A 24,476-nucleotide genomic window follows, 5' to 3' on the forward strand; every position below is an offset into this window, starting at 1 on the left:
CGGGCCGCGCGGGCGGGCCGGCGGGGCGGGGTCAGGACGCGGTGCAGCCGCCGATGACCGGTGCCGCCGAGCTGCCGTTCTTCATGACGGTGAACCCGAAGCTGGTCGAGGCGCCGGCGGCGAGGCTGCCGTTGCCGTTGGGCCGCATGGTCATGACGTTGCCGCTGCCGTCCCAGGTGGGTGAGCCGTTCCAGGTGGCGACGATCTTTTGCGGGGAGGTGACGGTGACGGTCGTGGTCCAGCCGCTGATGGCCGCGCTGCCCGCGGTGATGGTCACCCGGCCGTTGAAGCGGTCGCTCCACTCCTCCTGCTTGCTGTAGGTGGCGGTGCAGGTGGCGCCGCCGGGGTTGCCCGGGTTGCCGCCGCCCGAGGTGCCGCCGAGCGCGTTCAGCACGGCGGTGTACGCGGGCTTCTTGTTGTAGTTGGAGTCGAACAGCAGCGGGGTGCCGCTGGCCCGCCAGGAGTACTTGTCGGTGATGCCCCAGACGGTGATGCCGGTGCAGCGGGTGACGGCGAGACAGGCCTTGACCACGTTGGCGTAGCTGGTGGCCTGGCTGGTGCCGGAGCCCTCGATGTCGAGTTCGGTGATCTGGACGTCGACCCCGAGGTCGGCGAAGCGCTGGAGGTTGGCCTGGTAGTCGGCGGGGACCGGGGAGGCGCTGTTGAAGTGGGACTGGAAGCCCACGCAGTCGATGGGCACGCCGCGCGCCTTGAAGTCGCGGACCATGTTGTAGACGGCATTGCTCTTCGCGTTGACGCCGTCGGTGTTGTAGTCGTTGTAGCAGAGCTTGGCGGCGGGGTCGGCGGCGCGCGCGGCGCGGAAGGCCTCCTCGATGAAGCCGTTGCCCAGCTTGTCCTGGAAGGGCGAGTTGCGGCGGGCGCCGCTGGAGCCGTCCTGGAAGGCCTCGTTCACCACGTCCCAGGAGTGGATCTTGCCCTTCCAGTGGCCCATGACCTGGTTGATGTGGTTGTTCATCGCCGTTCTGAGGTCGCCGGCGCTCAGGTTGCCGACCCAGCTCGGCAGTTGGGAGTGCCAGACCAGGGTGTGGCCGCGGACCTTCATGCCCCGGCTCTGGGCGTGGCTGACGATGCGGTCGGCGTTCGCGAAGTTGAAGGAGCCGCGGCTCGGCTCCACCGCGTCCCACTTCATCTCGTTCTCGGGCGTGACCGAGTCGAACTCGGCGTTGAGCGTCGAGACGTACGGCGCTTCACCCAGGTGGCCGGCGGCGACGGCGGTGCCGAAGTAGCGGCCCTTCTCGGCGGCGGCGCCGGCCAGCGTGCTCGCCGCCTCGGCGGTGCCGGACGCGGTGGTGAGACCGGCGACGGCGAGCAGTCCGGTGAGGACCGGGACGAGTGCCCTGCGGGCACGGGAGGACGCACTGGTATGCATGACTGACTCCCGAAAGTTTCGTGCGGGTTTCCGATTGGCTGCGGAGACCGTACGGACTCGCGAGATGGGCGTCAACGGGATGCGCAGGAAAGGAATTTGAGAATCGTCGCGAGCGATTCCGGCGCCGTGCGAACGAAACTTTCGCCAATCTCTCCGACGGGTTCGAAAGCCCTGATGGGAGATCAGATGGACACGGACCGGTCAAGAATCGGTGAGGTCGCGTCAGCATCGGAATAGTTGCCCGGGTACACCGAGTTCCTGTTGCACATGACACCCACGACGACCGGCACGCCGTCCGGCCAGCCCGACATGCCCGGCCGCAACGTCCGGCCCGGCAGGCCCGGCAGGCCCGACCGGAGCGAGAAGACCGAGCGGACCGAGCGGACCGTCGACCGGGCCGTCGTGCCGGTGCTCGCCTTCGCGGGCATCGCGGTCGCGGTGATGCAGACCCTGCTCGTCCCGGTGATCAAGGACCTGCCGCAACTGCTGGACACCGATCCCGGCAACGCCACGTGGGTCCTCACCTCCACGCTCCTCTCCGGAGCCGTGGCCACCCCGATCATGGGCCGGCTCGGCGACCTGTTCGGCAAGCGGCGGATGCTGGTCGGCAGCCTCGCCGTGATGGTCGTCGGCGCGCTGATCAGCGCGTTCACCAGCGCGCTGGTGCCGATGATCGTCGGCCGTACCCTCCAGGGGTTCGCCATGGGCGCCATCCCGCTCGGCATCGGCCTGATGCGCGACATGCTCCCGCGCGAGCGGCTCGGCTCCGCCATGGCCCTGATGAGCAGCTCCATCGGCGTCGGCGGCGGTCTCGCGCTGCCCGCGGCGGCGCTGGTCGCCCAGCACACCGACTGGCACACCCTCTTCTACGGCGCCGCCGGCCTCGGCGTCCTCGCCATCGCGCTGGTCCTGCTGGTGGTCCCCGAATCCCCCGTGCGCGCCGCCGGCTCCTTCGACCTGCCCGGCGCACTCGGACTGTCCGCCGGACTGGTCCTGCTGCTCCTGCCCGTCACCAAGGGCAGCGACTGGGGCTGGTCGTCCGGCACGACGCTCGGCCTCTTCGCGGCGGCGGTCGTGGTGCTGCTGCTGTGGGGCCTGCTGGAACTCAGGGTCGCCGCGCCGCTGGTCGACCTGCGCACCACCGCCCGCCGCGAAGTGCTGCTCACCAACCTCGCGTCGATCATGGTCGGTGTCTCCTTCTACGTCGTCTCGCTGGTCCTGCCCCAGCTCCTCCAGCTGCCCTCCGCGACCGGCTACGGCCTCGGGCAGTCGATGGTCGTCGCGGGCCTGTGCGTGGCGCCGCTGGGCGTGACCATGATGTTCACCGCACCGCTCTACGCCCGGCTGTCCGCCAAGTACGGGCCCAAGGTGACCCTGATCCTCGGCCTGCTCGTCATAGGCCTCGGCTACGGCGCCGGACTCGGCCTGATGGACGCCGCCTGGCAGACCGTCGTCACCTCGGTCGTCCTCGGCGCGGGAATCGGCCTCGCCTACTCCTCGCTCCCGGCCCTGATCGTCGGCGCCGTCCCGGCCTCCGAGACCGGCGCGGCGAACGGCCTGAACACCCTGATGCGGTCCATCGGCACGTCCGTGTCGAGCGCCGTCATCGGCATGGTGCTGGCGAACACCGCGGACACCGCCGGCGGCGTCGCCGTCCCGACGATGCACGGCTTCCGCGTCTCCTTCCTCATCGCCACCGCCGCGGTCGCCGCCGGGCTGCTGCTGGCGCTGTTCCTGCCGGGGCAGCGGCCCTCGGGCACGCTCCAGCTACGGGCGAGCAGCGAGGAGGACGCTTCGCTGGAGCGGGCCGAGGAGGTGCTGCGGGGCTTCCAGGGGCGGGTGCTGTCCGCCGACGGGGCGCCGGTGGCGCGGGCCCGGGTCACGCTGATCGACCGGCACGGCCGCCGGGCGGGCGCGACGTACTCCGCGGACGACGGGGGTTACGCGCTCGCCGTGCCGGGATCGGGTTCCTACGTCCTGGCCGTCCGGGCCGCGGGACACGGACCGCACGCCTCGGCGGCGACGCACGCGGGGGACGGGCGGGCGGTGGTGGATCTGTCGTTGCCGGGGGAGACCGTCAGCGCGTAGCGCTCCGCGGGTGGGGCGGTGGTGTGTGCCGGCGTCCTTCGAGTGCGGGGGCGTTGTGGTTTTCGCGCAGTTCCCCGCGCCCCTATGGGGCTGGCGTCCTTCGGGTGCGGCGCCTTGGTGGCTGGGCGCGCAGTTCCCCGCGCCCCTGGGGGGTGCGGCGGCGTTGTGGATTTCGCGCAGTTCCCCGCGCCCCTTTGGGGCTGGCGTCCTTCGGGTGCGGCGCCGTGGTGGCTGGGCGCGCAGTTCCCCGCGCCCCTGGGGGTGCGGGGGCGGGTTCGCGCGCTCCTGGTGGGGGCGTACCCGGTGTCGGGTGGGGGGTGGGGGTGATGGAGCATGGCGGGTGGAAGAGTCGTACGACCGAGAGGGACCCATGAGCACGGCACCCAAGCCGGAGATCCTGGCCGCGTTCGAGGCCGCGAAGGGGTTCATGCCGGTCGACGAGGGGCTGGCGCTGTACGCGGCGGCGGTGGAGGCGGGGCGGCTCGGGCTGCCGTTGCTGGAGGTCGGCACGTACTGCGGCCGGTCGACGATCCTGCTCGCGGACGCCGCCCGTGCGGCCGGTGTCACCGCGGTCACCGTCGACCACCACCGGGGCAGCGAGGAGCAGCAGCCCGGCTGGGAGTACCACGATCCGGAGACGGTCGACCCGGAGCTGGGTCTGATGGACACCCTTCCGGCCTTCCGCCGCACCCTGCACCGGGCGGGCCTGGAGGAGCACGTGGTGGCCCTGGTGGGCCGTTCCCCGCAGATCGCGGCGCTGTGGAACACGCCTGTGGGCCTGGTCTTCATCGACGGGGGCCACACCGACGAGCACGCCCGCGCGGACTACGAGGGGTGGGCGCCGTGGGTGGCGCCGGACGGTCTGCTGGTCATCCACGACGTCTTCCCTGATCCGGCCGACGAGTTCACCGGCCAGGCGCCGTACCGCGTCTACCTGCGGGCCCTGGAGTCGGGGGCGTTCACGGAGGTGGGGGTCGCGGGGTCGATGCGCGTGCTGCGGCGCACGGGTGCGGGGCACCCGGTGGGTTCGCCGGCCGCCCGCTAGGGTGGCCCCGTGTCGTACGCAGGTCCGGAATTCGATCCTCCCGCCCGCCGTCGCCCAGGCCGCAGGCTGCTCGCCGTGGTGGCGGGCGCGCTGGCCGTCGGGGCGCTGGCCGGGTGGCTCGTGGTCGAGGGCGCCGGGGGAACGGACGGCGGCGGTACGGCCGCGCCCTCGGTGAGTGCGTCCGCCGGCGACGTCCGCGGTTCCGGGGCTCCCGCGCCCGCGGACCCCTCCGGCCCCCCGTCGGCCGACGACGACCGCAGGCCGGGCGCCGACGCGACGGCCACGACCGCCGCCGCTCCCCTCAGGGGCAAGGTCGTCGTCATCGACCCCGGGCACAATCCGGGCAACGGCCGGCACACCGCCGAGATCAACCGGCAGGTGGACATCGGGACGGGCCGCAAGGAGTGCGACACCACCGGCACCGAGACGAACGACGGGTACGCCGAGGCCCGGTTCACCCTCGACGTCGCCCGCCGGATGCGGACGCTGCTGCGGGCGCAGGGCGCCACCGTGAAGCTGACGCAGGACGCCGACCGGCCGTTCGGGCCGTGCATCGACGAGCGGGCGCGGATCGGGAACGAGGCGGGGGCCGACGCCGTGGTGTCCCTGCACGCCGACGGGTCGGGTGCCGGCAACCGCGGGTTCCACGTGATCCTGCCGGGCGAGGTGCGGGCGGGCGCCGCCGACACCCGTGCCATCGTGGGCCCTTCGCGCGAGCTGGGCGAGCGCATCGCCGGCAACTTCGTGCGGGCGACCGGCAGCGCCCCCTCCAACTACGTCGGCGACGGCACCGGACTGGTCACCCGCGAGGACCTCGGCGGTCTCAATCTGTCAACGGTTCCGAAGGTGTTCATCGAGTGCGGGAACATGCGCGATAGCAAGGACGCGGCACTGCTGACCAGCGGCGCCTGGCGGCAGAAGGCGGCGCGAGGGATCTCTGACGGAATCGTGAGTTTCCTGCGCGGGTAGGGCTCCGCGCGCGGATCCCGGCGGACAGCCCCGACGGGCGGACGATAGGGTCGTCCGTACGATGAGGGGCCACCCCCGCGCTTCACACCAGGCCTGACGGCGACATGGTGACAGCGACGCCTCTGACGACGACGAGACGACCTACGAAGGACCTGAAGTGAATATCCGCTCCCTCACTAGAGGCGACGGCGTGGTGATCGGAGCAGCGGTGTTGCTGTTCATCGCGTCGTTCCTCGGCCTCTACTCGATCGACGGGGTACCCGACGACTACGACCTCCCGAGCCTGTGGGGAAGCGGACCGGTCGTCCTCAGCGTGGTCCTCGCCGGTCTCATCGGCGCCGCGCTCGTCGTCGTCTCGCGCGGGCTGCCGCAGCCGCGCAAGGTCGCGGGCCTGGACCTCGGCCAGTTCGGCGTCGCCTTCACGGTGTTCGCGGCCTGGAGCGCGCTCGGCAACATCTTCGACGTGACGGGCGGCATCGACAACATCGGCCCGGGCTCGAACGACGGCGCCCCCGACGCCGGTACGGGCCTGATCCTCGCCCTCATCGCGACCCTGATCATGGCCGCGGCCGCGATCGCCACTCCCCTGGTCCCGGCCCTCAAGGCCGCGCTGGTCGGCGCCCCGCGCCCGGCCGCCCCGCAGCCGTACGGCGCCCAGCCGCAGGGCGGTTACGGCTACCCCGGCGGCCCGGGCGGCCCGGGTGCCCCGCAGCCGTCGTTCGGCGGCCAGCCGCAGCCGGGCCCGCAGCAGCAGCCGTACGGCGCCCAGCAGCCGCAGCAGCCGCAGCAGCCGCAGGCCCCGCAGCAGCCGGCGGGCGACTTCTCGCCGTTCTGGTTCGCCGTTCCGGTGCCGCGTCCGCTGTTCGCGGAGGACGGTTCGCCGGCGCCGATCGCCGAACTGGCGCCGGGCACCTGGTACCTGGCCGTCGAGCAGCGCGGTGCGGCCCTGGTCGCGCAGACGCAGGACGGCCGCCGGGGTGTCCTGCAGGACACCAGCGGGATCCAGCGCGGCTGACGCCCCGCTCGCTCCGACACGGCCCCTCGCCCCTCCGGGCGGGGGGCCGTCCCGTTCCCCCGCTGACGTCGCGTCAGAGGAAGATGGCCACGGGGTTCAGGGACAGCTCGCCCGTCTCGCCGTTCCAGGTCTGCACCTTGCCGAGGCAGCGGGCCTGGAACTCCCCGGTGAAGTACTCCGCGTTCTGGAAGCCCTCCCGGACGCCCGCCGCCTCGCAGGTGACGCGGACGTGGGCGGGGCCGGGGCCGTCGCCGTAGGGGGCGCGCAGCACGATGTCGCCGCTGTCGGAGCGGCGGGCGGTGAAGCGGCCGGTGACGGAGACGAACGCGGAGACGACGGCGACGGAGGTGAGCGGCACCCGGCCGCCGTGCTCGCGCAGGGTGTCGGCGAGGGCCCGGTTCGGCACGATCAGGCCGGTGGTGAGGTCCGCCTGGACGACCACGTCCTCCTTGCGCATGGTGTCCATGAGCAGCCGTATCACCGTGATCGGGGTGCTCTGCTGGATGTAGGCGGTGACGCGTTCCTCGGTGACGTCCCGGTTCGCCTTGCCGCTGCCGAGGCCGAACTTGGCGCGCAGGCCCACGCCGCTGGTGACGTTGATCCGGTCGGCGACCTCCTGTTCCAGCGCGGCGGAGAAGCCGCCCTGCTGGTAGAGGTCCATCACCCGCTGTTCGTGCAGGAAGAAGCACATGCCGTGGACCGTGCGGCCGCCCTGGCGGCGGCTGCGGGGCCGGCCGAGCCGGATCAGGGCGTGGCGCAGCAGGACGGCCCAGCAGGCCGCAGTCGCCGCCCAGACGACCAGCCACGGCCACCACAGGGCCCACCACTCACTGTCGATGACACCCACGGATCTCCTTGAACGCGTCGGGGAGGGAGGAGAGTCCGGCGTCGACCACGCGGCCGCCGGTCGCGTCGGCGGCCCGCCGCAGGGCGTTCGGGTCGGCCTCTCCGAGGTGGACGGGGAAGGTGGGCACCGCCCCGGATTCCGGCGCGAGCGCCCGGTGGCGGCGCAGGAACTCCCGGTAGGTGATGCCCGCGTTGTTCTCGCCGTCGGTCATCAGCACGAGGGCGACGGGCCGGGCGGGGTCCTCGCGCACGGCGGCGGCGGCGATGCGGTAACCGCGTGCGAGCGCGGACCACAGGGCGGTCGCGTCGTCGTAACCCCCGTGCGCGACGGTCGCGTTGAGTGTGCGCAGGTCGGCTTCGCCGCGCACCGTCACCGTGCGCTCCTCCAGCACCCGGCCGCCGAACCGGACCACGGTGAGCCGCTCGCCGCGGTGGAAGCGGGCGAACTTGCCCGTCGCGGTGTCGTCGGCGCCGCTGAGTCCGGCGAAGGCGGCGCGCAGTGCGGCCATGCGGGCGCCGCGCATGGAGGTGGAGAAGTCGAGGACGAAGACGACCTGGCCGGCGGTGCGCCGGGCGGGGTCGCCGTAGTCGGTGACGAGCTGTTCGACGATGGAGAGGCGGTCGGGGAAGGAGAGCGCGTTGCCGACGGGGGTGCGCAGCCGCGCCGACGGTTCGACGTCCTGGTTGACCGGGCGGCGATAGGTGCGTTCCATCAGGGCGCGCTGGGTGCCGGCGGTGAGCAGCCACTCGGTCACCTCGCGGTAGGCCCGCCGCTCGCCGGGGTCGAGGAGCAGCAGCGGGAAGTCGGAGAGGATCATGCCGTCGTCGGGGTGGACGATCTCCAGGGGGGTGCGCAGGGCGCCTGACGCGTTGAGGGCGAGGAGTTCCGCCTCGTGGGCGATGAGCGCGTTGGTGTCGCCCTGCCGGGCGGGGTAGCGGCCGACGAGTTCGCGGGAGCTGGCGGCGGTGAGGGTCTGGCCGGAGCGGAAGCCGCGCAGCCGGTCGCAGGTGACGTCCTCCTCGCGCAGGGCGGTGCCGGTGCCGGCGGCGGCGGTGGCGACGCCGACGAGGGCGGCGCGGCCGGTGTCGCTGCGCCGCGGGTCGGCCATGCCGAACCGTACGGTGCCGTCGGCGGCGGCGTCGGCGACGTCGGCCCAGGAGATCCGGCCGCCGGGGGCCCCGGCGCGCAGGGTGCGGGCGGGGGCGGGGGCGAGGCCGACGACGACCGGGGAGCGCATGACGGGGGTGGACTCGGGGCGGGCGAGCCGCCCGTCGGAGTCCCGGACGCGCAGCTGGAAGGAGCGGTCGGAGGCGAGCCAGGCGAGGTCGTAGGCGGTGCCGCCGTCCTCGGCCGGGTGCTGGCCGTCGAGGTCGGCGTTGGCCCGGTAGTCGATGTCCAGCCGGACGCCGGTGTCGTCCTCCAGACCGGCCAGCAGGGGTGCCACGTCGGCGAGTTCGGGGCTGGCGAGGACGCGCAGGGTGACCGGGTCGTCGTCGCCGGCGCAGGCGGTGAGCGCGGTGGCGAGCAGGGCGAGGCCGAGCACGGCCCGTACGGCGGCCCTCACGGCGTGTCCCGGACGGGCGGCGGGCAGTCGCCCACGTGGTCGATGATCTCCTCCAGGACTTCCAGGTCGGGTTCGTAGACCTTGGTCCGGTCGCTGTTCTCCCGCGGCACCTGGATGGCGTGTTCGGCGAGGTAGGCGTTGAGCTGGTCGCTGGTGCCGTCGGCGCCGGAGAAGCGGACGCGGAAGCCGAGTTCGATGGCCCGGCGGCGCAGGTCCTCGTCCTCCTGGATGACCTCGACGAGCCGGTCGCCCCTGCCGGTGAGGGAGATGAGCTGCGGTTCGGTGAGGGCGTAGGGCGTGGGGTAGAGCAGGACGCGGCTGGTGTCCTGTTCGCCGTTGCGGTCGTGGTGGGCGATCTGGTGGGCCAGGTACTGGTGCTCGTAGAGGAGGGAGACCGGCGCGATGGACTCGCCGAGGTCGGAGAAGTAGCTCTCGGCCTGTTCGTCGGCCCACATGCCCTGGAGGTCGATGAGGGGTTTGATCTCGGCGGCGAGGCGCTGGACGGCGTCGGCGGCGGGCCGGGCGCCGCTTCCCGTCCGGGCGCCGGGGGTGCGGGTGCCGGGCGGGCGGGTGCCGGGGGTGCGGTTCCCGTTGGCGACGAAGGCGAGGAGGCTGAGGTAGGTGCCGGCGGCGTTGGACTCGCAGACGTTGGACGTGCGCACCAGGACCCGGCCGCTGTTGCTGCCGCCGTCGCGGGTGATGTCGTCGTAGCCGATGCCGTTCCAGGTGTCCGCGGTGCGGCCGGTGCCGTCCTTGGGGCTGCGGGGGTCGTCGACGCCGTCGAGGAGGCGCATGAAGCGGACCATGTCGAGGTCGTAGTAGAGGGTGGTGCGGCCCGGGGCGGGCTGCGGGGTGGCGACGCCCGCCTCGACGAGGGTTTCGGCGTAGTCGTGGAAGGTGCCGAGGACCAGCGGGCTGACGAAGGGGCGGACCGAGCGCACGGAGCGGTCCTGGCGGTCCAGGATCAGTTTGGCGGCGGGCTGGCCGGACGGGAAGACGACGTCCATGCCGCGCAGGGACTGGGTGGCGATGCCGCGGGAGCCGAGGCGGTGGATGTCGACGCGCAGGCCGTGCCGGAGCAACAGCCTCTGCACCTCCGGGTCCTTGAAGTAGTCGGACTTCGAGGCCATGCGCGCCTCGATCGTCGTGATGTGCTCCAAGGGCCGCAGGGTGTTGCCGGACAGCAGCAGGGAGATCAGTCCCGCGACGGCGAACGGCAGCACGGCCAGGACGTGCCGGGGGGCGCGGCGGCGGTCGGTGCGCCGGGTGGTGAGCCGCGGTTCCTCGACGGCGGGCGCCGCGCCGCCAGTGGTCGAGCCGCCGGTGGTCGGGCCGCCGGTGGTCGGGCCGTCGGAGGTGGTGCCGTCGGGAGCTCCGGCGCCGGGGGTGGTGCCGTCGGGAGCTCTGGCGCCGGGGGTGGTGCCGTCCGGGGCTCTGGCGCCGGTGGTCCTGTCGTCGGTGGTCCTGTCGTCGGACAACGGCCCTCCTGCCGCTCAAGGGGGCAGGATTATCGAGGACGGCGGCGAACGGCGGCAGGCGGAAGCACCAACTCCCGGCAAATTCCCGCCAGATGACCATGCCGGGGAGCCGCCACGGTCGGCCGTGCACGGTTTCGAACCGGGCGCAGCGGCAACCCGGCGGCTATGTCCCCTCGATATCGCTCCACCCAGGCAGGCCGGGCCATCGCGATCGTGGCCGACATCATGGCCCTCATCCTGGGACTGTGGATCCTGATGTACCTGTTCGACGCCAACCGCGGCAACGACTTCGTGCAGTTCGTCCACGACGCGGCCCGCTGGCTGGCGGGCTGGTCGCACGACCTGTTCACGTTCGACGAGGCGTGGGCGCGGGTGGTCTGCGGCTACGGTCTCGCCGCCCTGGTCTACCTGTTCGTGGGCCACGGCATAGCGAACCGCATCCACCGCCACTGACCCCGGACGCGGGACCTCGCACGGTCAGGTCCCGCAGCACTCCGGTTCCTCCAGGCCCCTGGGCAGCAGGTCGCCGCCGAAGACCGCGCAGGTCGCCTCGTGCCCGCCGAGGGCGGCGACCGCGAGGAGCAGGGAGCCGGCCGTCCAGGTGGTCAGTTCGCGGGGCCAGACGGCGTCGTCGTCGAAGACGTAGCCCGTCCAGTACAGGCCGGTCTCCGGATCGCGCAGGTGCTGGATGGACGCGAGGATGTCCAGCGCCCGGTCGGACTCGCCGGTCGCCCACAGGGCGAGGGCCAGTTCGGCGGACTCGCCGCCCGTCACCCACGGGTTCGGCACCACGCACCGCACGCCGAGGCCGGGCACGACGAACCGCTCCCAGCCCTCCTCGACGCGGGCCCGGGCCTCCGCGCCGGTCAGCGCGCCGCCCAGCACCGGGTAGTACCAGTCCATGGAGTAGCGGTCCTTGTCCAGGAACCGCTCCGGGTGCCGGCGTATCGCGTGCCGCAGCATGCCCACGGCCAGCTCCCAGTCCGGCTGGGGCTCCTCGCGCTGCTCGGCGACGGCGAGCGCGCAGCGCAGCGCGTGGTGGATGGAGGAGCTGCCGGTGAGCAGCGCGTCGGTGACGGGCGTGCCGTCGTCCTCGCGCTTCCAGCCGATCTGCCCGCCGGGCTGCTGGAGCCGCAGCACGAACTCGACGGCCGCGTACACCACCGGCCACATGCGGTCCAGGAAGGTGTCGTCGCCGGTCGACAGGTAGTGGTGCCAGACCCCTACGGCGATGTAGGCGACGAAGTTGGTCTCGCGGCTGCGGTCGGTGATGTCGTCCGGGTCGCCGTCGGCGTACGCCGCGTACCAGGAGCCGTCCGGGTTCTGGTGGCGGGCCAGCCACAGGTACGCCCGCTCGGCGGCCTGATGCTCGCCCGCCGCGTCCAGTGCCATCGCGGCCTCGACGTGGTCCCAGGGGTCGAGGTGGTGTCCGCGGAACCACGGGATCGCCCCGTCCTCGCGCTGCACCGCGAGGATGCCGCGGACGGTCTCGGCGGCCTGCTCGGCGGTGAGCACGCCGGGCAGGACGAGGTGTTCCGTGCGGGGGGTCGTCACCGGGCGGCCGCCTCGGTCCGCGTGACGCGGGGCAGGTGCGGCTTGGTCGCGTAGACCACGAAGCTCTTGCCGATCAGCGGGTTCAGCGCCTGCTCGGCGACCCGGGTGGCGAGCGGCTTCTTCATGATGTCCCAGACCAGCAGCTTGTGGTACGCCCGCACCGGCAGCGCCTTGTCGTTGTCGACGCCGAACGCGCACTTCAGCCACCAGTACGGGGAGTGCAGGGCGTGGGCGTGGTGGCTGCCGTACGGCTTGAGCCCGGCCTCCTTGATCTTGCCGATCAGCTCGTCCGCCTTGTAGATGCGGATGTGGCCGCCCTCGACCTCGTGGTAGGCGTCCGACAGGGCCCAGCAGACCTTCTCCGGGCCGTAGCGCGGCACGGTGACCGCGATGCGGCCGCCCGGCTTGAGCACCCGCACCATCTCCGCGAGGACGCCCTTGTCGTCCGGGATGTGCTCCATCACCTCGGAGATGATCACCACGTCGAAGGACTCGTCCGGGAACGGCAGCGCGAGCGCGTCGCCCTCCATCGCGGTCGCGGTGGCGCCCTCGGGGGCCTCCCCCGCCTCCTTCATCGCCGCGAACCACTTCGCGACCTCGCGGATCTCCTCGCCGTTCTGGTCCAGCGCGACCACCTGCGCGCCGCGCCGGTAGCACTCGAACGCGTGCCGTCCGGCGCCGCAGCCGAGGTCCAGGACGCGGTCGCCCGGGGCGAGCGGGAACCGGGAGAAGTCGACGGTCAGCACGTGGCCCTGCTTTCGGGGTTGGATCCAGCTGTGACAACTGCGGCGGACGCGGAGCCCTCGTCCTGGGCCGCGGAGCGGTCCGCGAGCGGGGCGGCGGAGCGGTCCACGGCCGTCGCGGAGCGGCCCGTGCCCCGGCCGGCCGCGCGGGAGACGGCCTCGCGGTAGTGGGCGACCGTTCCCTCGGCGGCGCGGGCCCAGGTGAACCTGGCCAGCACCCGCTCCCGTCCGGCGGCGCCCAGCCGCGCCCGCAGCGCCGGGTCCCCCAGCAGCCGTACCAGTGCGGCGGCCAGCGCGCCCGCGTCGCCCGGGGGCACCGCGAGGCAGGTCTCGCCGTCCGCGCCCGCCACCTCGGGGATCGCCCCGCCCGTCGTCGCGACCAGCGGGGTCGCCGTCGCCATGGCCTCGGCGGCCGGCAGCGAGAAACCCTCGTAGAGGGACGGCACGCAGGCGACCTCCGCCGAGCGGACGAGGTCGACCAGTTCGGCGTCGGAGATGCCCTTGACGAACTCGACGGCGCCTTCCAGGCCGTACCGCTCGATCGCCTGCGCCACCGGCCCCTCGGCGGGCCGCTTGCCGACGACGACGAGGTGCGCGCCCGGATGCTCCGTACGGACCTTGGCGAGCGCCTCGACGAGGAAGACGAGTCCCTTCAGCGGCACGTCCGCGCTGGAGGTGGTGACGATCCGGCCCGGCACCCGGGGCACCGACGGGTCGGGCGAGAACAGCTCGGTGTCGGCGCCGATGTGCACGACGTGGATCCGGTCCTGGCGTACGCCGAGGTGCTCGACGATCTCCTGCCGCGAGGTGCCGGAGACGGTCAGCACGGACGGCAGCCGGCGCGCGACCCGCTTCTGCATCCGGGTGAACGCGTACCAGCGCCGCACCGAGTACCTGCGCTGCCAGCCCTCCGCCGCGTCCAGCTCCAGCTGCCGGTCCACGGTGATCGGGTGGTGGATCGTGGTGACGAGCGGTGCCCCGACGTCGCCCAGCAGCCCGTACCCGAGTGTCTGGTTGTCGTGCACGACGTCGAACTCGCCGCGGCGGGCGCGCAGATGGCGGCGGGCGCGCAGCGAGAAGGTCAGCGGCTCGGGGAAGCCGCCGGTCCACATCGTCGCCACTTCCAGGGCGTCGACCCAGTCCCGGTACTCGCCGCGCCCGGGGGTGCGGAAGGGGTCGGGCTGCCGGTACAGGTCCAGGCTGGGCAGCTCGGTCAGCCGCAGGTTGTCGTACCCCTCGTCGAGGACGGGGTACGGCTGGGCGCCGATGACCTCGACGTGGTGGCCGAGGCGGGCCAGTTCGCGGGAGAGGTGGCGGACGTAGACGCCCTGGCCGCCGCAGAACGGGTTCCCCTTGTAGGTGAGGAGTGCGATGCGGAGCGGTCGCAAGCCGTCGGCAGCGAGGTCCTGCGAGGCCCCGGCCTCCCTGGCCTCAGCGCTCACTCTGGGCCCCCTTCTCCCTGCACTGTCCCGCGAGATTATGCCGGGACGCTAACCTAGAACAAGTTTCAGACTTGATCGTTCAAGAGGCTCTGAATCTACCGGCAGGTAGCGCCGCTGTGAGAAGTGGATCAGGTGATTCACGCCACGGCCCGCACCGGTCGCGAACCCTGCCATGCTGTGTGATCGCACGACCTCACGCACTGTCACGGAACGGGACCCATGGAGAAGGTGGAAGCCGCCGCCGCACGCCCCGCCTCGCCCCTCACCGAGCGGCAGGAGGCGCGCCGCCGCCGCATCCTGCGCGCGAGCGCGCGGCTGGCCTGCCGGGGCGGGTTCGACGCGGTCCAGATGCGTGAGGTCGCCGAGTCCTCGCAGGTGGCGCTCGGGACGCTGTACCGCTACTTCCCCTCCAAGATCCATCTCCTGGTCGCCACCATGCAGGACCAGCTCGAGCACCTGCACGCCACGCTGCGGAAGAGACCCCCGGCGGGTGACACGGCCGCTGAACGCGTCGCGGAGACCCTGATGCGCGCCTTCCGCGCCCTGCAACGCGAACCCCACCTCGCCGACGCCATGGTCCGCGCCCTCACCTTCGCCGACCGCAGCGTCAGCCCCGAGGTCGACCAGGTCTCCCGGCAGACCACGGCGATCATCCTCGACGCGATGGGCCGGGAACACCCCACCCCCGCCCAGCTCTCCGCCGTCCGCGTCATCGAGCACACCTGGCACTCGGCCCTCATCACCTGGCTCTCCGGCCGGGCCTCCATCGCCCAGGTGAAGGTCGACATCGAGACGGTGTGCCGGCTGATCGACCTGACGGACCCGGAGACCCCCCGATGACGCGCCCCGCCTGGCGGGACCTCCTGGAGCGCTGCGGCCTCCACGTCCTGGAGGACACGGCGGCGCACCACGGCCCTCCCGTCCTCGCCGCCATCCGCGCCGTCGCCGGCTACGAGGTCCGGCCGGCCGCCACGATCCCCCTGGCCTCCCCCGACGCCGCCGCCGAACTGGACCGCGCCTGGCACCTCCACGCCACGGACACCTCCCTCCACGCCCCGGGCGCAGACCCCGGCCCGGCTGGGCACGGGGGCGCCGGCGAGTTCCTGATCCTCCCGCCCGACTCCAAAGCCACCGACCCCGCCTGGGTCCCCGTCCGCGACACGAACCCCGGCGACCTCCCCTCCCGCATCGCCGAAGCCACAGGCTCCCCGGAATGCATCACCGTCTCGCTCGACGGCCGCCGGCTGTGCGCGGTTTCGGAGGAGGAGTACGACTACTGGGTGGTGCGGCACACGTTCGACTGAGGGACGCCTGTGGCTGAAGTGTGACGGGGGCGTCGAGGGGGCGGTACGCCCTGATGCGATGATTCGGGGCATGTCTGAACACGGGGGCGGTGCAGACATGACGCCGCAGCACAGCATTCCGAGGTCCCGGCTGGCCGATTACGCGGAGATGGCCGACGTGCCACCCGTCACGGCCACGAAACCGACCGCGGAGCCGAGTACGGAGAACGCGCACGGCGCACAGGGCGGGAGTCCCGCACCCGAACCGGTCGCGAACCCGGCCACCGAGACTCCGGAAGCGCCGGAAGCCGCCGCCCGCCGACGGCAGTTCGCCGCCGTGCTCGGCGAGTTCCGCAGGACCGCGGTCCTCGTCCCGCTGGGTGACGCGCCGGGACCCGACGGCGAACGCGGGCTGCTCACCGCGGACTTCAACGGCGTCCGCTTCATCCTCGCCTTCTCCGACGAGCAGGCCCTGGCCCGTTACGCCCAGGCACGCGGTGAATACGCCCGCGAGTGGACGTACCAGAGGATTCTCGGTGCCCGGCTCCTCGACGTGGCGGTCCCGGCCGCCGGAGTGCCCTGCGGGGTCGCCCTGGACTGCGCGGACGGCCCGGACGGCATGGTGTTCCCGCCGGTGCGCGGGATCGTGCCGGACGAGGTGGCGGTGGACACCGAGCAGGCGGCTGCGGAGGGGACGGCATGACGAACGGCGGTGGCAAGGACCTCCAGGCCGACGGGCTCGGCCTGGTCGCACAGGGCCTGACGGCGGCACTGGGCGAGCTGAAGGAGCTCGGGATGGTCGGCATGGCCGGCGCCGGGCGTGGCTTCGGCGACATCGCGCTGTCGGGCCTGGAGTTGGGCCACGAGGGTCTGACGGCGGACTTCGGCTCGTTCTGCGAGCGCTGGGAGTGGGGTGTGCGCTCGCTGATCAACGAGGGGAACGCGTTCGCCGTCAGGACGGGCCTGTCGGCGGGCACGTACTACGAGACCGAGCAGTACGTCGAGGGCACGTTCAAGGTCGTCACCAACGCGGCGATCGGCAATCCCTACGCCTCGGAGGAGGAGGTCACCGGCAAGGGCTGGGGCGACATCGCCACCTCGGGCGCGTTCGGCGGCGTGGACTACAGCAAGGAGTCCTTCGACCAGGCGCTGGCCAACAGCAAGCAGGGCTGGATGGACGCCGGCCGGGACGTGATGACCTCGAACACGCTGGGCCCGATGGGCCTCAACCCGCAGAACACGCACAACCAGTTCGGGGTGTCGGACGCCGAGTACGAGCAGATGCTGGACAACACGTTCGGCCCCTCCCCCGAGGAGCGCGCGCGGGCCGCCGAGCAGCAGGGCGGGGGTGAGAACTGATGGGCATCTTCGGAGACATCGGCGACGGCATCAAGGGCGGCATCAACAAGGGTCTCGCGATCGGCGAGGACCTGATCGACGAGGGCAAGAAGAAACTCGGCGAGGGCGTCGACTACGCCACCGACAAGGTCGGCGACGGCCTGGACTACGTCGGCCTGGAGGATGCCGCCGACGCGGTGGAGGACTGGGGCGACGAGGTCGCCTCGGATCTCGGCGCGACCCCCGGCGAGCGGCAGCTCGGGGAGACCGAGGAAGCGAACGAGCTGATCCACGGCAACCCGGTGAAGATCCGCGAGAGCGCCAGGCACCTGAAGGACTTCCACGGTGCCTTCGACAAGGTCGGCCAGGGGATGCGCAAGGTCGACTCGTCGGGCTGGAAGGGCGAGGGCGGCGACACCTTCCGCGAGAAGTTCGGCGTGCACCCGGAGAAGTGGACGCAGGCGGCGGACGCGTGCAAGACGGCCGCCGAGGCCCTGGAGTCGTACGCGGACACGGTGAAGTGGGCGCAGGGGCAGGCGGCGGAGGCCGTCGAGCTGTACAAGAAGGGCCGCAAGGCGTCACAGGACGCGGTCGACGCGTACAACAAGAAAGTCGACGCCTACAACGCGAAGATCGAGGCGAACGAGGACCCCGGTCCCAAGCCCCCGCCCTTCACCGACCCCGGCAAAGCCGACATCGACGCCGCCCACGACAAGCTCGCCGAGGCCCGCAAGCAGCGCAACACCGCCGCCTCGCAGGCGCAGTCGAAGGTGAAGGCCGCCCTCGCGCACGCGCCCGCCGAGCCACCGCCGCTGGACCGGCTGGGCAACAACCTGACCGACGGCTTCCAGGCGGTGAACACCGAGCTGACCCATGTCGTGGGCGGCGCCCTCAAGGGCACGGCCGGCCTGGTCAACTTCGTCCGCGGTCTGAACCCCGTGGACCCGTACAACCTCACGCACCCGGCCGCGTACCTCCAGAACGTCAGCATGACGCTGTCCGGCCTGGTCTCCACCGCCGCCCATCCCGAGCGGACCGTGCAGGCCGTGGTCGACGGCTTCAAGAAGGACCCCTCCGAATTCGTCGGCCGTCTCATCCCCGAGCTGATCGGCACCAAGGGCGCCGGCCTGGCCCGCACCGGCGCCCGCTTCGCCCTGAAGGAGGGCGCGGAGCAGGGGCTGAGCAAGGGCGCGCGGAACACGGTGGAGAACGGCGCGGACGACGTGTCGCGGCGGCCGAACGAGAAGGTCTGCGAGAAGGACCCGGTCGACGTCGCCACCGGCCGCATGGTCCTGCCGCAGACGGACGTCTCGCTGCCGGGCCGGCTGCCGCTCGTCCTGCGCCGCCAGTTCGAGTCGTCGTACCGCCTGGGCGGCTGGTTCGGACCGACCTGGTCCTCGACCCTGGACCAGCGCCTGGAGATCGACGCCGAGGGTGTCGTCCTCGTCGGCGAGGACGGTCTGGTCCTCGCGTACCCGCACCCCGCCCCCGGTGTCCCCACCCTGCCCACGCACGGTCCGCGCTGGCCGCTGGACCGCACGGACGACGGCTACACGCTCACCGACCCGGAGTCGGGTCAGGTGCGCCACTTCACCGAGCGCTCGGCCGAGCTGGCGGTCCTGGAGCAGATCGACGACCGCAACGGCAACTGGATCGCCTTCGCGTACGACACCGACGGCACACCGCTCTCGATCACCCACAGCGGCGGCTACCGCCTGCTCCTGTCGGCCGCCGACGGCCGGATCACCGCGCTCCGCCTGGCGGGCGCGGCCCCGGACGGCACCGACCAGGAACTGCTCCGGTACGGCTACACGGACGGCCACCTCACCGAGGTGGTGAACTCCTCCGGCCGCCCGACCCGCTTCGGCTACGACGATCTCGGCCGCATCACATCGTGGACCGACACCAACGACAGCCACTTCACCTACGTCTACGACGACCGGGACCGCTGCACCGAACAGTCCGGCGCGGCGGGGCACCTGCGCTCCACCTTCACCTACGGCCCGCCGGATTCGGCGACCGGGGAGTCCACCACATCCATCACCGACTCCCTCGGCCACACCACCCGCTACCTGATCAACCGCCACTGCCAGGTGATCGCCGAGATCAACCCCCTCGGCGCGGTCACCCGCTACCGGCGCGACCGCCACAACCGGCTCCTGTCCCGCACGGACCCGCTGGGCCACACGACGACGTTCGAGTACGACGAGAAGGGCAACCTCATCAAGGTCGTCCGCCCGGACGGCCGCGAGTCGAGGGCGGAGTACAACGACCTGGGCCTGCCGGTGAAGGTGGTGAACCCGGACGGTACTGTCTGGCGGCAGACGTACGACCAGCGCGGGAATCGGACGTCGGTCACCGATCCAGCGGGGCGGACGACCCAGCTGGCGTACGACGACGCAGGCCGCCTCTCCTCCGTCACGGACCCGCAGGGCAACGCCACCGTGGTCCACTGCAATCGTGCCGGACTCACCGTCTCGGTCACGGATCCGCTCGGCGCGACAAGGTCGTGCGAGCGTGACGCCTTCGGTCGCGTGATCGCCATCACGGATCCGACGGGCGCGGTGACTCGTATGGAATGGACAGTCGAGGGCCGCCTGGCCCGCCGTACGGCACCGGACGGCACGACCGAGAGCTGGACGTACGACGGCGAGGGCAACTGTACGAACCACACCGACCCCGAGGGCGCGGTCACTCGCTTCGAGTACACGCACTTCGATCTGTTGTCGGCGCGCACGAGCCCGGACGGCGTGCGCAACGAGTTCGAGCACGACAGTGAGCTGCGCCTGACGGAGGTCAGAAACCCACAGGGTTTGACGTGGTCGTACGAGTACGACCCGGCCGGTCGCTTGGTCGCAGAGACGGACTTCGACGGCCGCCGACTGGCGTACGAGTATGACGCTGCGGGCCGCCTGACCTCGCGCACGGACACGCTCGGCCAGAGCGTAACCTTCGAGCGCAACGCGCTGGGGCAGGTGACCCGCAAGGACGCGGCCGGTCAGGTGACCACGTACGCGTACGACTTCACGGATCGTCTGGCCCACGCAACCGGGCCGGACGGCACCACGCTGACCATTTTGCGCGACCGTTACGGGCGGGTGCGTGAGGAGACCGTGGATGGCCGAACACTGACGTACACATACGACGAGATGGGACGCCGAACGGGCCGCACGACTCCGACAGGGGCTACCACCACGTGGTCCTTCGACCCGGCGGGGCGCACCACCGGCATGATTGCCTCGGGCCGGTCCATCGACTTCACGTACGACGCGCAAGGCCGCGAACTGGGTCGTCGGGTCGGCGAGACGATCACCCTGGAGCACGGCTTCGACGAGCTGGGTCGTCTGACGGCGCAGTCGGTGAGATCTGCCGGCGGCCGATCCGTCCAATCCCGTACGTACACGTACCGCGCCGATGGCAACCTGATCGGCATCGATGACCAGATGTCCGGCTCCCGGCGCTTCGACCTGGACGCGGTAGGCCGAGTGACGGCGGTGCACGCGGCGAACTGGACGGAAACGTACACCTACGATGCCGCCGGCAATCAGACGTCGGCGTCCTGGCCGACCTCCCACCCGGGGGCGGAAGCGGTGGGAGAACGCCAGTACACGGGCACCCGCATCACCCGTGCCGGCCGCGTCCGCTATGAACACGACGAGCTGGGCCGCACTGTCGTGCGCCAGAAGACCCGCCTGTCCCGCAAACCGGACACTTGGCGCTACGAATGGGACACGGAAAGCCGCCTCACTTCGGTGACGACCCCGGACGGCACCCGCTGGCGCTACAGATACGACCCACTGGGCCGCCGCACGGCGAAACTCCGTCTGGCGGAGGACGGCGAAACGGTCATCGAGCAGGTGACGTTCACTTGGGACGGCACGATCCTGTGTGAACAGACCACTGCGTCCCGCGACCTACCGAACCGGGTCACGTTGACGTGGGACCACCGAGGCCTGCACCCCGTCGCACAGACGGAGCGCATCCACTCTGCCAATGGTTCCCAGGAGGAGATCGACTCTCGCTTCTTCGCCATCATCACCGACCTGATAGGCACCCCGAGCGAACTCGTCGACGTGCAGGGTGAGATCGCTTGGCGTACCCGCAGCACTCTGTGGGGAACGACCGCTTGGACAGCCAACAGCAGCGCCTATACACCCCTCCGCTTTCCCGGCCAGTACTACGACCCGGAAACGGGCGTCCACTACAATTATTTCAGGCATTATGACCCCGAAGCAGCCAGGTACCTCACCCCGGACCCCCTAGGGTTGAGCCCAGCGCCCAATCCGGCAACGTACGTTCACAATCCACATCGATTCGGTGATCCTTTCGGGCTGGCACCATACGAGAATCAGCTACCGAAGGAGCTCGACCGTGAACTGGCGGACGCTGAGCGTCTCGGCGTCCGCCCGCTGAGGGTGGGCGACAACGGGTTCGACGAAGCGGTCAATTCCGGAACAGTCAAATGGGTTGTCGATCAGCATGGCGAACTGTTGGTGATGCCGAAGTATGTGGATGGTGTCGAGCTCAAGCACCCGGTTCTCACTCGTGGAGGACCAGTGCACGCTGCTGGCGAAGCGGAGATCGCCGGTGGCGGCGGCAGCTACTTCGGGATGGAAATAAACAACAACAGTGGGCACTACAGACCCTCTTTGGAGAGTCTCCAGGTAGGAAGGGACGCGTTCGAGCGTGCAGGGATCATCTTCTTGGAATGAGTCATCGACAGTGCACTCCACCTCGACGGAAGGCTTGTCAGGTCGATCCGTCGATGAGCTGGAACGCTTCGCCGCCCAGCCGGAAACTGACCGCCTGGACGTGCAGACTTGGGAGATGATGCGTGAATTGGCCGTCGCCCGCATGAGTGACGATCGGCTGGCCGTCGACATCCGCTTGCGATGGGTTCGGCTCGCTCTTACGGCGATCCGCAAAAAAGCCCAAGGGTCTGATGTCGACAGGAAGGCGGCACTGGCCGAGGAGACGAACGTGCGGGTCAACGCGATCCGCGCCTTCGGAGCAGCGCAGGATGGCGGTCTCCTTGATCCGGTCGATCTGTGCGAGAGCGTTTTCAGGGAGATCGGGCAGACACCGGAAGAGGTTCGCACAAAGGCCGTGCTCTGGCGAAGCTTGCCTCCCCAGGAGATGCTGCGGCTCAGACGCGTCAAGAATCTGTTGACCCCGCTGCGCGGCGTCGAAAGCCTGATTCCCCCAGGTGATCCGTTGCACAGGGAACTCTCGGCCTGGCTGTCTGTGATCCCTGATCTGCCGTGACGCCGATGAGGCCGCCGACCGGTTGAGCGCGTGTTCAGCGGTTCAGGTTTCCGCTCTGTGAGCGTCAGTGGCCCTGAGGGCGGGGCGGGACAGTGCAAGGGGCCGCCGCAGTTCGGGCACGGTGGTCTCACCCGGAGCCCGCTGGATGCCGCTGGAAGCTGCCGGGGCATCCGACCCACGCGTAGTGCAGCTGGTACTGGGTCACGGCGTGGACGCACATGCTGCCACCGTGTCCCGTCGCTCCATCCTGCTTCTCAGTGGAACCACTTCGAGGTGGCCTCCGTACCGCCCGGTAAAGTGGCCGCGTCGTATCACACCCGTACGGGGGAAAGCCGGTGCAAATCCGGCGCTGACCCGTCCCCGAGTTCTCGACTTCACTCGAACAGGGGAGACCCCTAGCCGTGAGCCGGGCCCGAGCAGGGGCGGCGAGCCGGATCGCTCCGTGCGGACGTGGAACGGCTCAGCACCGTCGAGGTTTACGGGGCCGGGCCGCCCGGGGTCTCCCGTGCTGCCCGGCTCCCCGCAGGAGAGGGCATCCGCCGATCATGAACTTCCGCCGCAGCGCCGCGGCCCTGGCCGCCGCCGCAGTGATCGGTGGCGCCGCGACCCCGGTCGCCCAGGCCGCCGATCCGTCCCCGTCCGCCACCCCGTCCGTGGCGATACCGTCCGGCCTGTACGGCTCGGGTGACCCGACCTACGACGGTGTGTGGCGGCAGTCGCTGGCGCTGCTCGCGCAGGACGCCGTGGGGGTGCGGCCCGCCGGGCAGGCCGTGGACTGGCTGACCGGGCAGCAGTGCGCGAACGGCGCGTTCGCCTCCTTCCGGGCGGACACCGCCGCGCCGTGTGACGCGAAGACCATGCTCGACACCAACGCCACCTCCGCCGCGGTGCAGGCGCTCGCCGCGCTCGGCGGCCAGGAAGCGGTGACCGGCAAGGCGGTCGGCTGGCTGAAGTCGGTGCAGAACAAGGACGGCGGCTGGGGCTTCGGCGCCGGGTCGCCCAGTGACGCCAACTCGACGTCGATCGTGATCGGGGCGCTCGCCGCTGCCGGGGAGAAGCCCGCCGAGGTGAGGAAGGGCGGCAAGTCGCCGTTCGACGCGCTGCTCGGCCTCGCCCTCCCCTGTGACGGCAAGGACGGCGGCGCCTTCGCCTACCAGCCGGACAAGAAGGGCGGGCTCGCCGCCAACGCGGACGCCACGGCCGCCGGTGTGCTGGGCGCCCTCGGCGAGGGACTCGACGCCGAGGCCGGCGAGCAGGCCGCCGCGTCGAAGTGCGCCGACGCCAGGACTCCGGAGCAGGCCGCCGCCAACGGCGCCGCCTACCTCGCGGGCGCCGTCGCGAAGGACGGCCACCTCGTCTCCGCCCTCCCGGGCGCCGAGGACCAGCCCGACTTCGGCAACACCGCCGACGCGGTCGTCGCGCTCGCCGCGCAGGGCGGTGCCGAGCGGGCCGCGAAGCCGCTGAAGTGGCTGGAGGAGAACGCGGCCGGCTGGGCGAAGCAGAGCGGTCCCGCCGCCTACGCCCAGCTGATCTTCGCCGCCCTCGCCACCGGCACCGAACCGCGGGACTTCGGCGGCACCGACCTGGTCGAGCAGCTCAACGCCACCGGTCCGGCTCCCCAGGCCGCCGGCGAGGACGAGAGCAAGCAGGACGAGGCGGCCGACAAGGCGGACGCGGGCGACGACGACAACGGCATGTGGTGGGTCATCGGCGCCCTGTTCGTCGGCGGTATCGGCATCGGCTTCCTGCTGAGCGGCCGCAGGAAGGGGCGGCAGGCGTGAGCGTCCGCCGTGTCGCGGCCGTGTTGTCGGCCCTGCTGCCGGCCGTGCTGTTCGTGTCGCTGGGGGCGGGCCAGGCGCAGGCCGCCGGTTACCGCTACTGGTCCTTCTGGGACCGCGACGGCGACCGCTGGACGTACGCCACCCAGGGCCCGGCGACGGCCCGGCCGTCCGACGGCGACGTGCAGGGCTTCCGGTTCGCGGTCAGCGCCAACTCGCAGGACGCCGCCCAGCCGCGCGGCGCGGCGGACTTCGACGTGATCTGCGCCCGTACGCCCGCCCGGGAGGACAGCAAGCGGGTGGCACTGGTCCTCGACTTCGGTACGGCGGCGGACGCCCCGTCCGGGGAGACGCCGCCCGCCCGCCGGACGGCGTGCGCGCGCGTGGCCCCGGACGCGACGACCGCGGAGGCGCTGGCCGCCGTCGCCAAGCCGCTGCGCTACGACACGAACGCCCTGCTGTGCGCCATCTCCGGCTATCCGGCAAAGGGGTGCGGTGAGCAGGTGAGCGGGGACGGGAAGCAGGACGCCGCGGCCGGGAAGCCGGCCGGCGACGGGAGCGACGGGACGGACGGGGGCGACGGCGGTCCCTCCCTCGGCCTCGTCGCGGGCGGCGCGGCGGTGGCGGTCCTCGGCGCGGCGGCGGTCTGGCAGACGCGACGGCGCGGGCGTGACTGA

General features: G+C 71.8%; 20 protein-coding genes. 13 read left to right on the forward strand and 7 right to left on the reverse strand.

Features of this window, described 5'->3' with window-relative positions; translation table 11 throughout:
• Nucleotides 1–31: 31 nt before the first annotated feature.
• Entirely contained in the window at nt 32–1,390 is a 1,359-nt protein-coding gene (locus tag SGLAU_RS10425; protein ID WP_043500427.1) for an endo-1,4-beta-xylanase, read from the reverse strand.
• A 267-nt stretch (nt 1,391–1,657) separates the two neighbouring features.
• Between SGLAU_RS10425 and SGLAU_RS10430 the strand changes: the two genes are divergently transcribed.
• The 4 genes from SGLAU_RS10430 to SGLAU_RS10445 all read left to right on the forward strand — a co-directional run bounded on the left by SGLAU_RS10430 (nt 1,658) and on the right by SGLAU_RS10445 (nt 6,507).
• Nucleotides 1,658–3,478, forward strand: a complete 1,821-nt coding sequence (locus SGLAU_RS10430) for an MFS transporter (protein WP_244315193.1) — start codon at nt 1,658–1,660, stop codon at nt 3,476–3,478.
• A gap of 370 nt (nt 3,479–3,848) precedes the next feature.
• On the forward strand, nt 3,849–4,523 hold the full coding sequence (locus tag SGLAU_RS10435) for a class I SAM-dependent methyltransferase (protein WP_043500430.1): 675 nt from the start codon (nt 3,849–3,851) through the stop codon (nt 4,521–4,523).
• A 9-nt stretch (nt 4,524–4,532) separates the two neighbouring features.
• Nucleotides 4,533–5,492: an N-acetylmuramoyl-L-alanine amidase gene (locus tag SGLAU_RS10440; RefSeq protein ID WP_043500432.1), complete on the forward strand. Its 960-nt coding sequence runs from the start codon at nt 4,533–4,535 to the stop codon at nt 5,490–5,492.
• 157 nt (nt 5,493–5,649) lie between these two features.
• On the forward strand, nt 5,650–6,507 hold the full coding sequence (locus SGLAU_RS10445) for a DUF5336 domain-containing protein (protein WP_043500434.1): 858 nt from the start codon (nt 5,650–5,652) through the stop codon (nt 6,505–6,507).
• A gap of 73 nt (nt 6,508–6,580) precedes the next feature.
• Here SGLAU_RS10445 and SGLAU_RS10450 read toward each other — a convergent pair whose 3' ends face one another.
• The 3 genes from SGLAU_RS10450 to SGLAU_RS34395 are packed head-to-tail and all read right to left on the reverse strand — an operon-like array spanning nt 6,581 to nt 10,396.
• Nucleotides 6,581–7,354: a hypothetical protein gene (locus SGLAU_RS10450; RefSeq protein WP_043500436.1), complete on the reverse strand. Its 774-nt coding sequence runs from the start codon at nt 7,352–7,354 to the stop codon at nt 6,581–6,583.
• Nucleotides 7,335–8,918, reverse strand: coding sequence for a vWA domain-containing protein (locus SGLAU_RS10455; protein ID WP_043500438.1), 1,584 nt, complete (start codon nt 8,916–8,918; stop codon nt 7,335–7,337). The genes SGLAU_RS10450 and SGLAU_RS10455 overlap by 20 nt, the downstream gene beginning before the upstream one ends.
• Nucleotides 8,915–10,396 (reverse strand): hypothetical protein, encoded by a 1,482-nt coding sequence (locus SGLAU_RS34395; RefSeq protein WP_052413702.1) that lies wholly within the window; start codon nt 10,394–10,396, stop codon nt 8,915–8,917. Before SGLAU_RS34395 ends, SGLAU_RS10455 begins: the two co-directional genes overlap by 4 nt.
• Before the next feature lie 165 nt (nt 10,397–10,561).
• Here SGLAU_RS34395 and SGLAU_RS10465 point away from each other — a divergent pair, with 165 nt between their 5' ends.
• The gene (locus tag SGLAU_RS10465; protein ID WP_043500441.1) at nt 10,562–10,849 is read left to right on the forward strand and encodes a hypothetical protein; all 288 of its coding nucleotides are present in this window, start codon (nt 10,562–10,564) and stop codon (nt 10,847–10,849) included.
• A gap of 24 nt (nt 10,850–10,873) precedes the next feature.
• On the opposite strand, the gene SGLAU_RS10470 is transcribed toward SGLAU_RS10465, so the two are convergent.
• From SGLAU_RS10470 to SGLAU_RS10480, 3 genes are read right to left on the reverse strand one after another with little or no spacing between them, the layout of a single operon-like run.
• The gene (locus SGLAU_RS10470) at nt 10,874–11,950 is read right to left on the reverse strand and encodes a prenyltransferase/squalene oxidase repeat-containing protein (protein WP_043500444.1); all 1,077 of its coding nucleotides are present in this window, start codon (nt 11,948–11,950) and stop codon (nt 10,874–10,876) included.
• The gene (locus SGLAU_RS10475) at nt 11,947–12,696 is read right to left on the reverse strand and encodes a class I SAM-dependent methyltransferase (protein WP_043500446.1); all 750 of its coding nucleotides are present in this window, start codon (nt 12,694–12,696) and stop codon (nt 11,947–11,949) included. The genes SGLAU_RS10470 and SGLAU_RS10475 overlap by 4 nt, the downstream gene beginning before the upstream one ends.
• Nucleotides 12,690–14,135, reverse strand: a complete 1,446-nt coding sequence (locus SGLAU_RS10480) for a glycosyltransferase family 4 protein (RefSeq protein WP_043500448.1) — start codon at nt 14,133–14,135, stop codon at nt 12,690–12,692. Before SGLAU_RS10480 ends, SGLAU_RS10475 begins: the two co-directional genes overlap by 7 nt.
• A 219-nt stretch (nt 14,136–14,354) precedes the next feature.
• Here SGLAU_RS10480 and SGLAU_RS10485 point away from each other — a divergent pair, with 219 nt between their 5' ends.
• The 8 genes from SGLAU_RS10485 (at nt 14,355) to SGLAU_RS10520 (ending at nt 24,476) form a co-directional block, all read left to right on the forward strand.
• The gene (locus SGLAU_RS10485; RefSeq protein WP_043500449.1) at nt 14,355–14,975 is read left to right on the forward strand and encodes a TetR family transcriptional regulator; all 621 of its coding nucleotides are present in this window, start codon (nt 14,355–14,357) and stop codon (nt 14,973–14,975) included.
• On the forward strand, nt 14,972–15,439 hold the full coding sequence (locus SGLAU_RS10490; RefSeq protein WP_043500450.1) for a hypothetical protein: 468 nt from the start codon (nt 14,972–14,974) through the stop codon (nt 15,437–15,439). The genes SGLAU_RS10485 and SGLAU_RS10490 overlap by 4 nt, the downstream gene beginning before the upstream one ends.
• A gap of 70 nt (nt 15,440–15,509) precedes the next feature.
• Nucleotides 15,510–16,121, forward strand: a complete 612-nt coding sequence (locus SGLAU_RS10495) for a hypothetical protein (RefSeq protein ID WP_043500452.1) — start codon at nt 15,510–15,512, stop codon at nt 16,119–16,121.
• A complete protein-coding gene (locus SGLAU_RS10500) occupies nt 16,118–16,777 on the forward strand; it encodes a hypothetical protein (RefSeq protein WP_043500454.1) in 660 nt (219 codons plus the stop codon). Before SGLAU_RS10495 ends, SGLAU_RS10500 begins: the two co-directional genes overlap by 4 nt.
• Nucleotides 16,777–21,468: a putative T7SS-secreted protein gene (locus SGLAU_RS10505; protein ID WP_078957667.1), complete on the forward strand. Its 4,692-nt coding sequence runs from the start codon at nt 16,777–16,779 to the stop codon at nt 21,466–21,468. Before SGLAU_RS10500 ends, SGLAU_RS10505 begins: the two co-directional genes overlap by 1 nt.
• A 10-nt stretch (nt 21,469–21,478) precedes the next feature.
• Nucleotides 21,479–22,021, forward strand: coding sequence for a hypothetical protein (locus SGLAU_RS10510; RefSeq protein WP_043500456.1), 543 nt, complete (start codon nt 21,479–21,481; stop codon nt 22,019–22,021).
• Between the two features lie 545 nt (nt 22,022–22,566).
• On the forward strand, nt 22,567–23,802 hold the full coding sequence (locus SGLAU_RS10515) for a prenyltransferase/squalene oxidase repeat-containing protein (RefSeq protein WP_043500457.1): 1,236 nt from the start codon (nt 22,567–22,569) through the stop codon (nt 23,800–23,802).
• Nucleotides 23,799–24,476, forward strand: coding sequence for an SCO2322 family protein (locus SGLAU_RS10520; protein WP_043500460.1), 678 nt, complete (start codon nt 23,799–23,801; stop codon nt 24,474–24,476). The genes SGLAU_RS10515 and SGLAU_RS10520 overlap by 4 nt, the downstream gene beginning before the upstream one ends.

The organism is Streptomyces glaucescens, from assembly GCF_000761215.1.
Taxonomy (GTDB): domain Bacteria; phylum Actinomycetota; class Actinomycetes; order Streptomycetales; family Streptomycetaceae; genus Streptomyces; species Streptomyces glaucescens_B.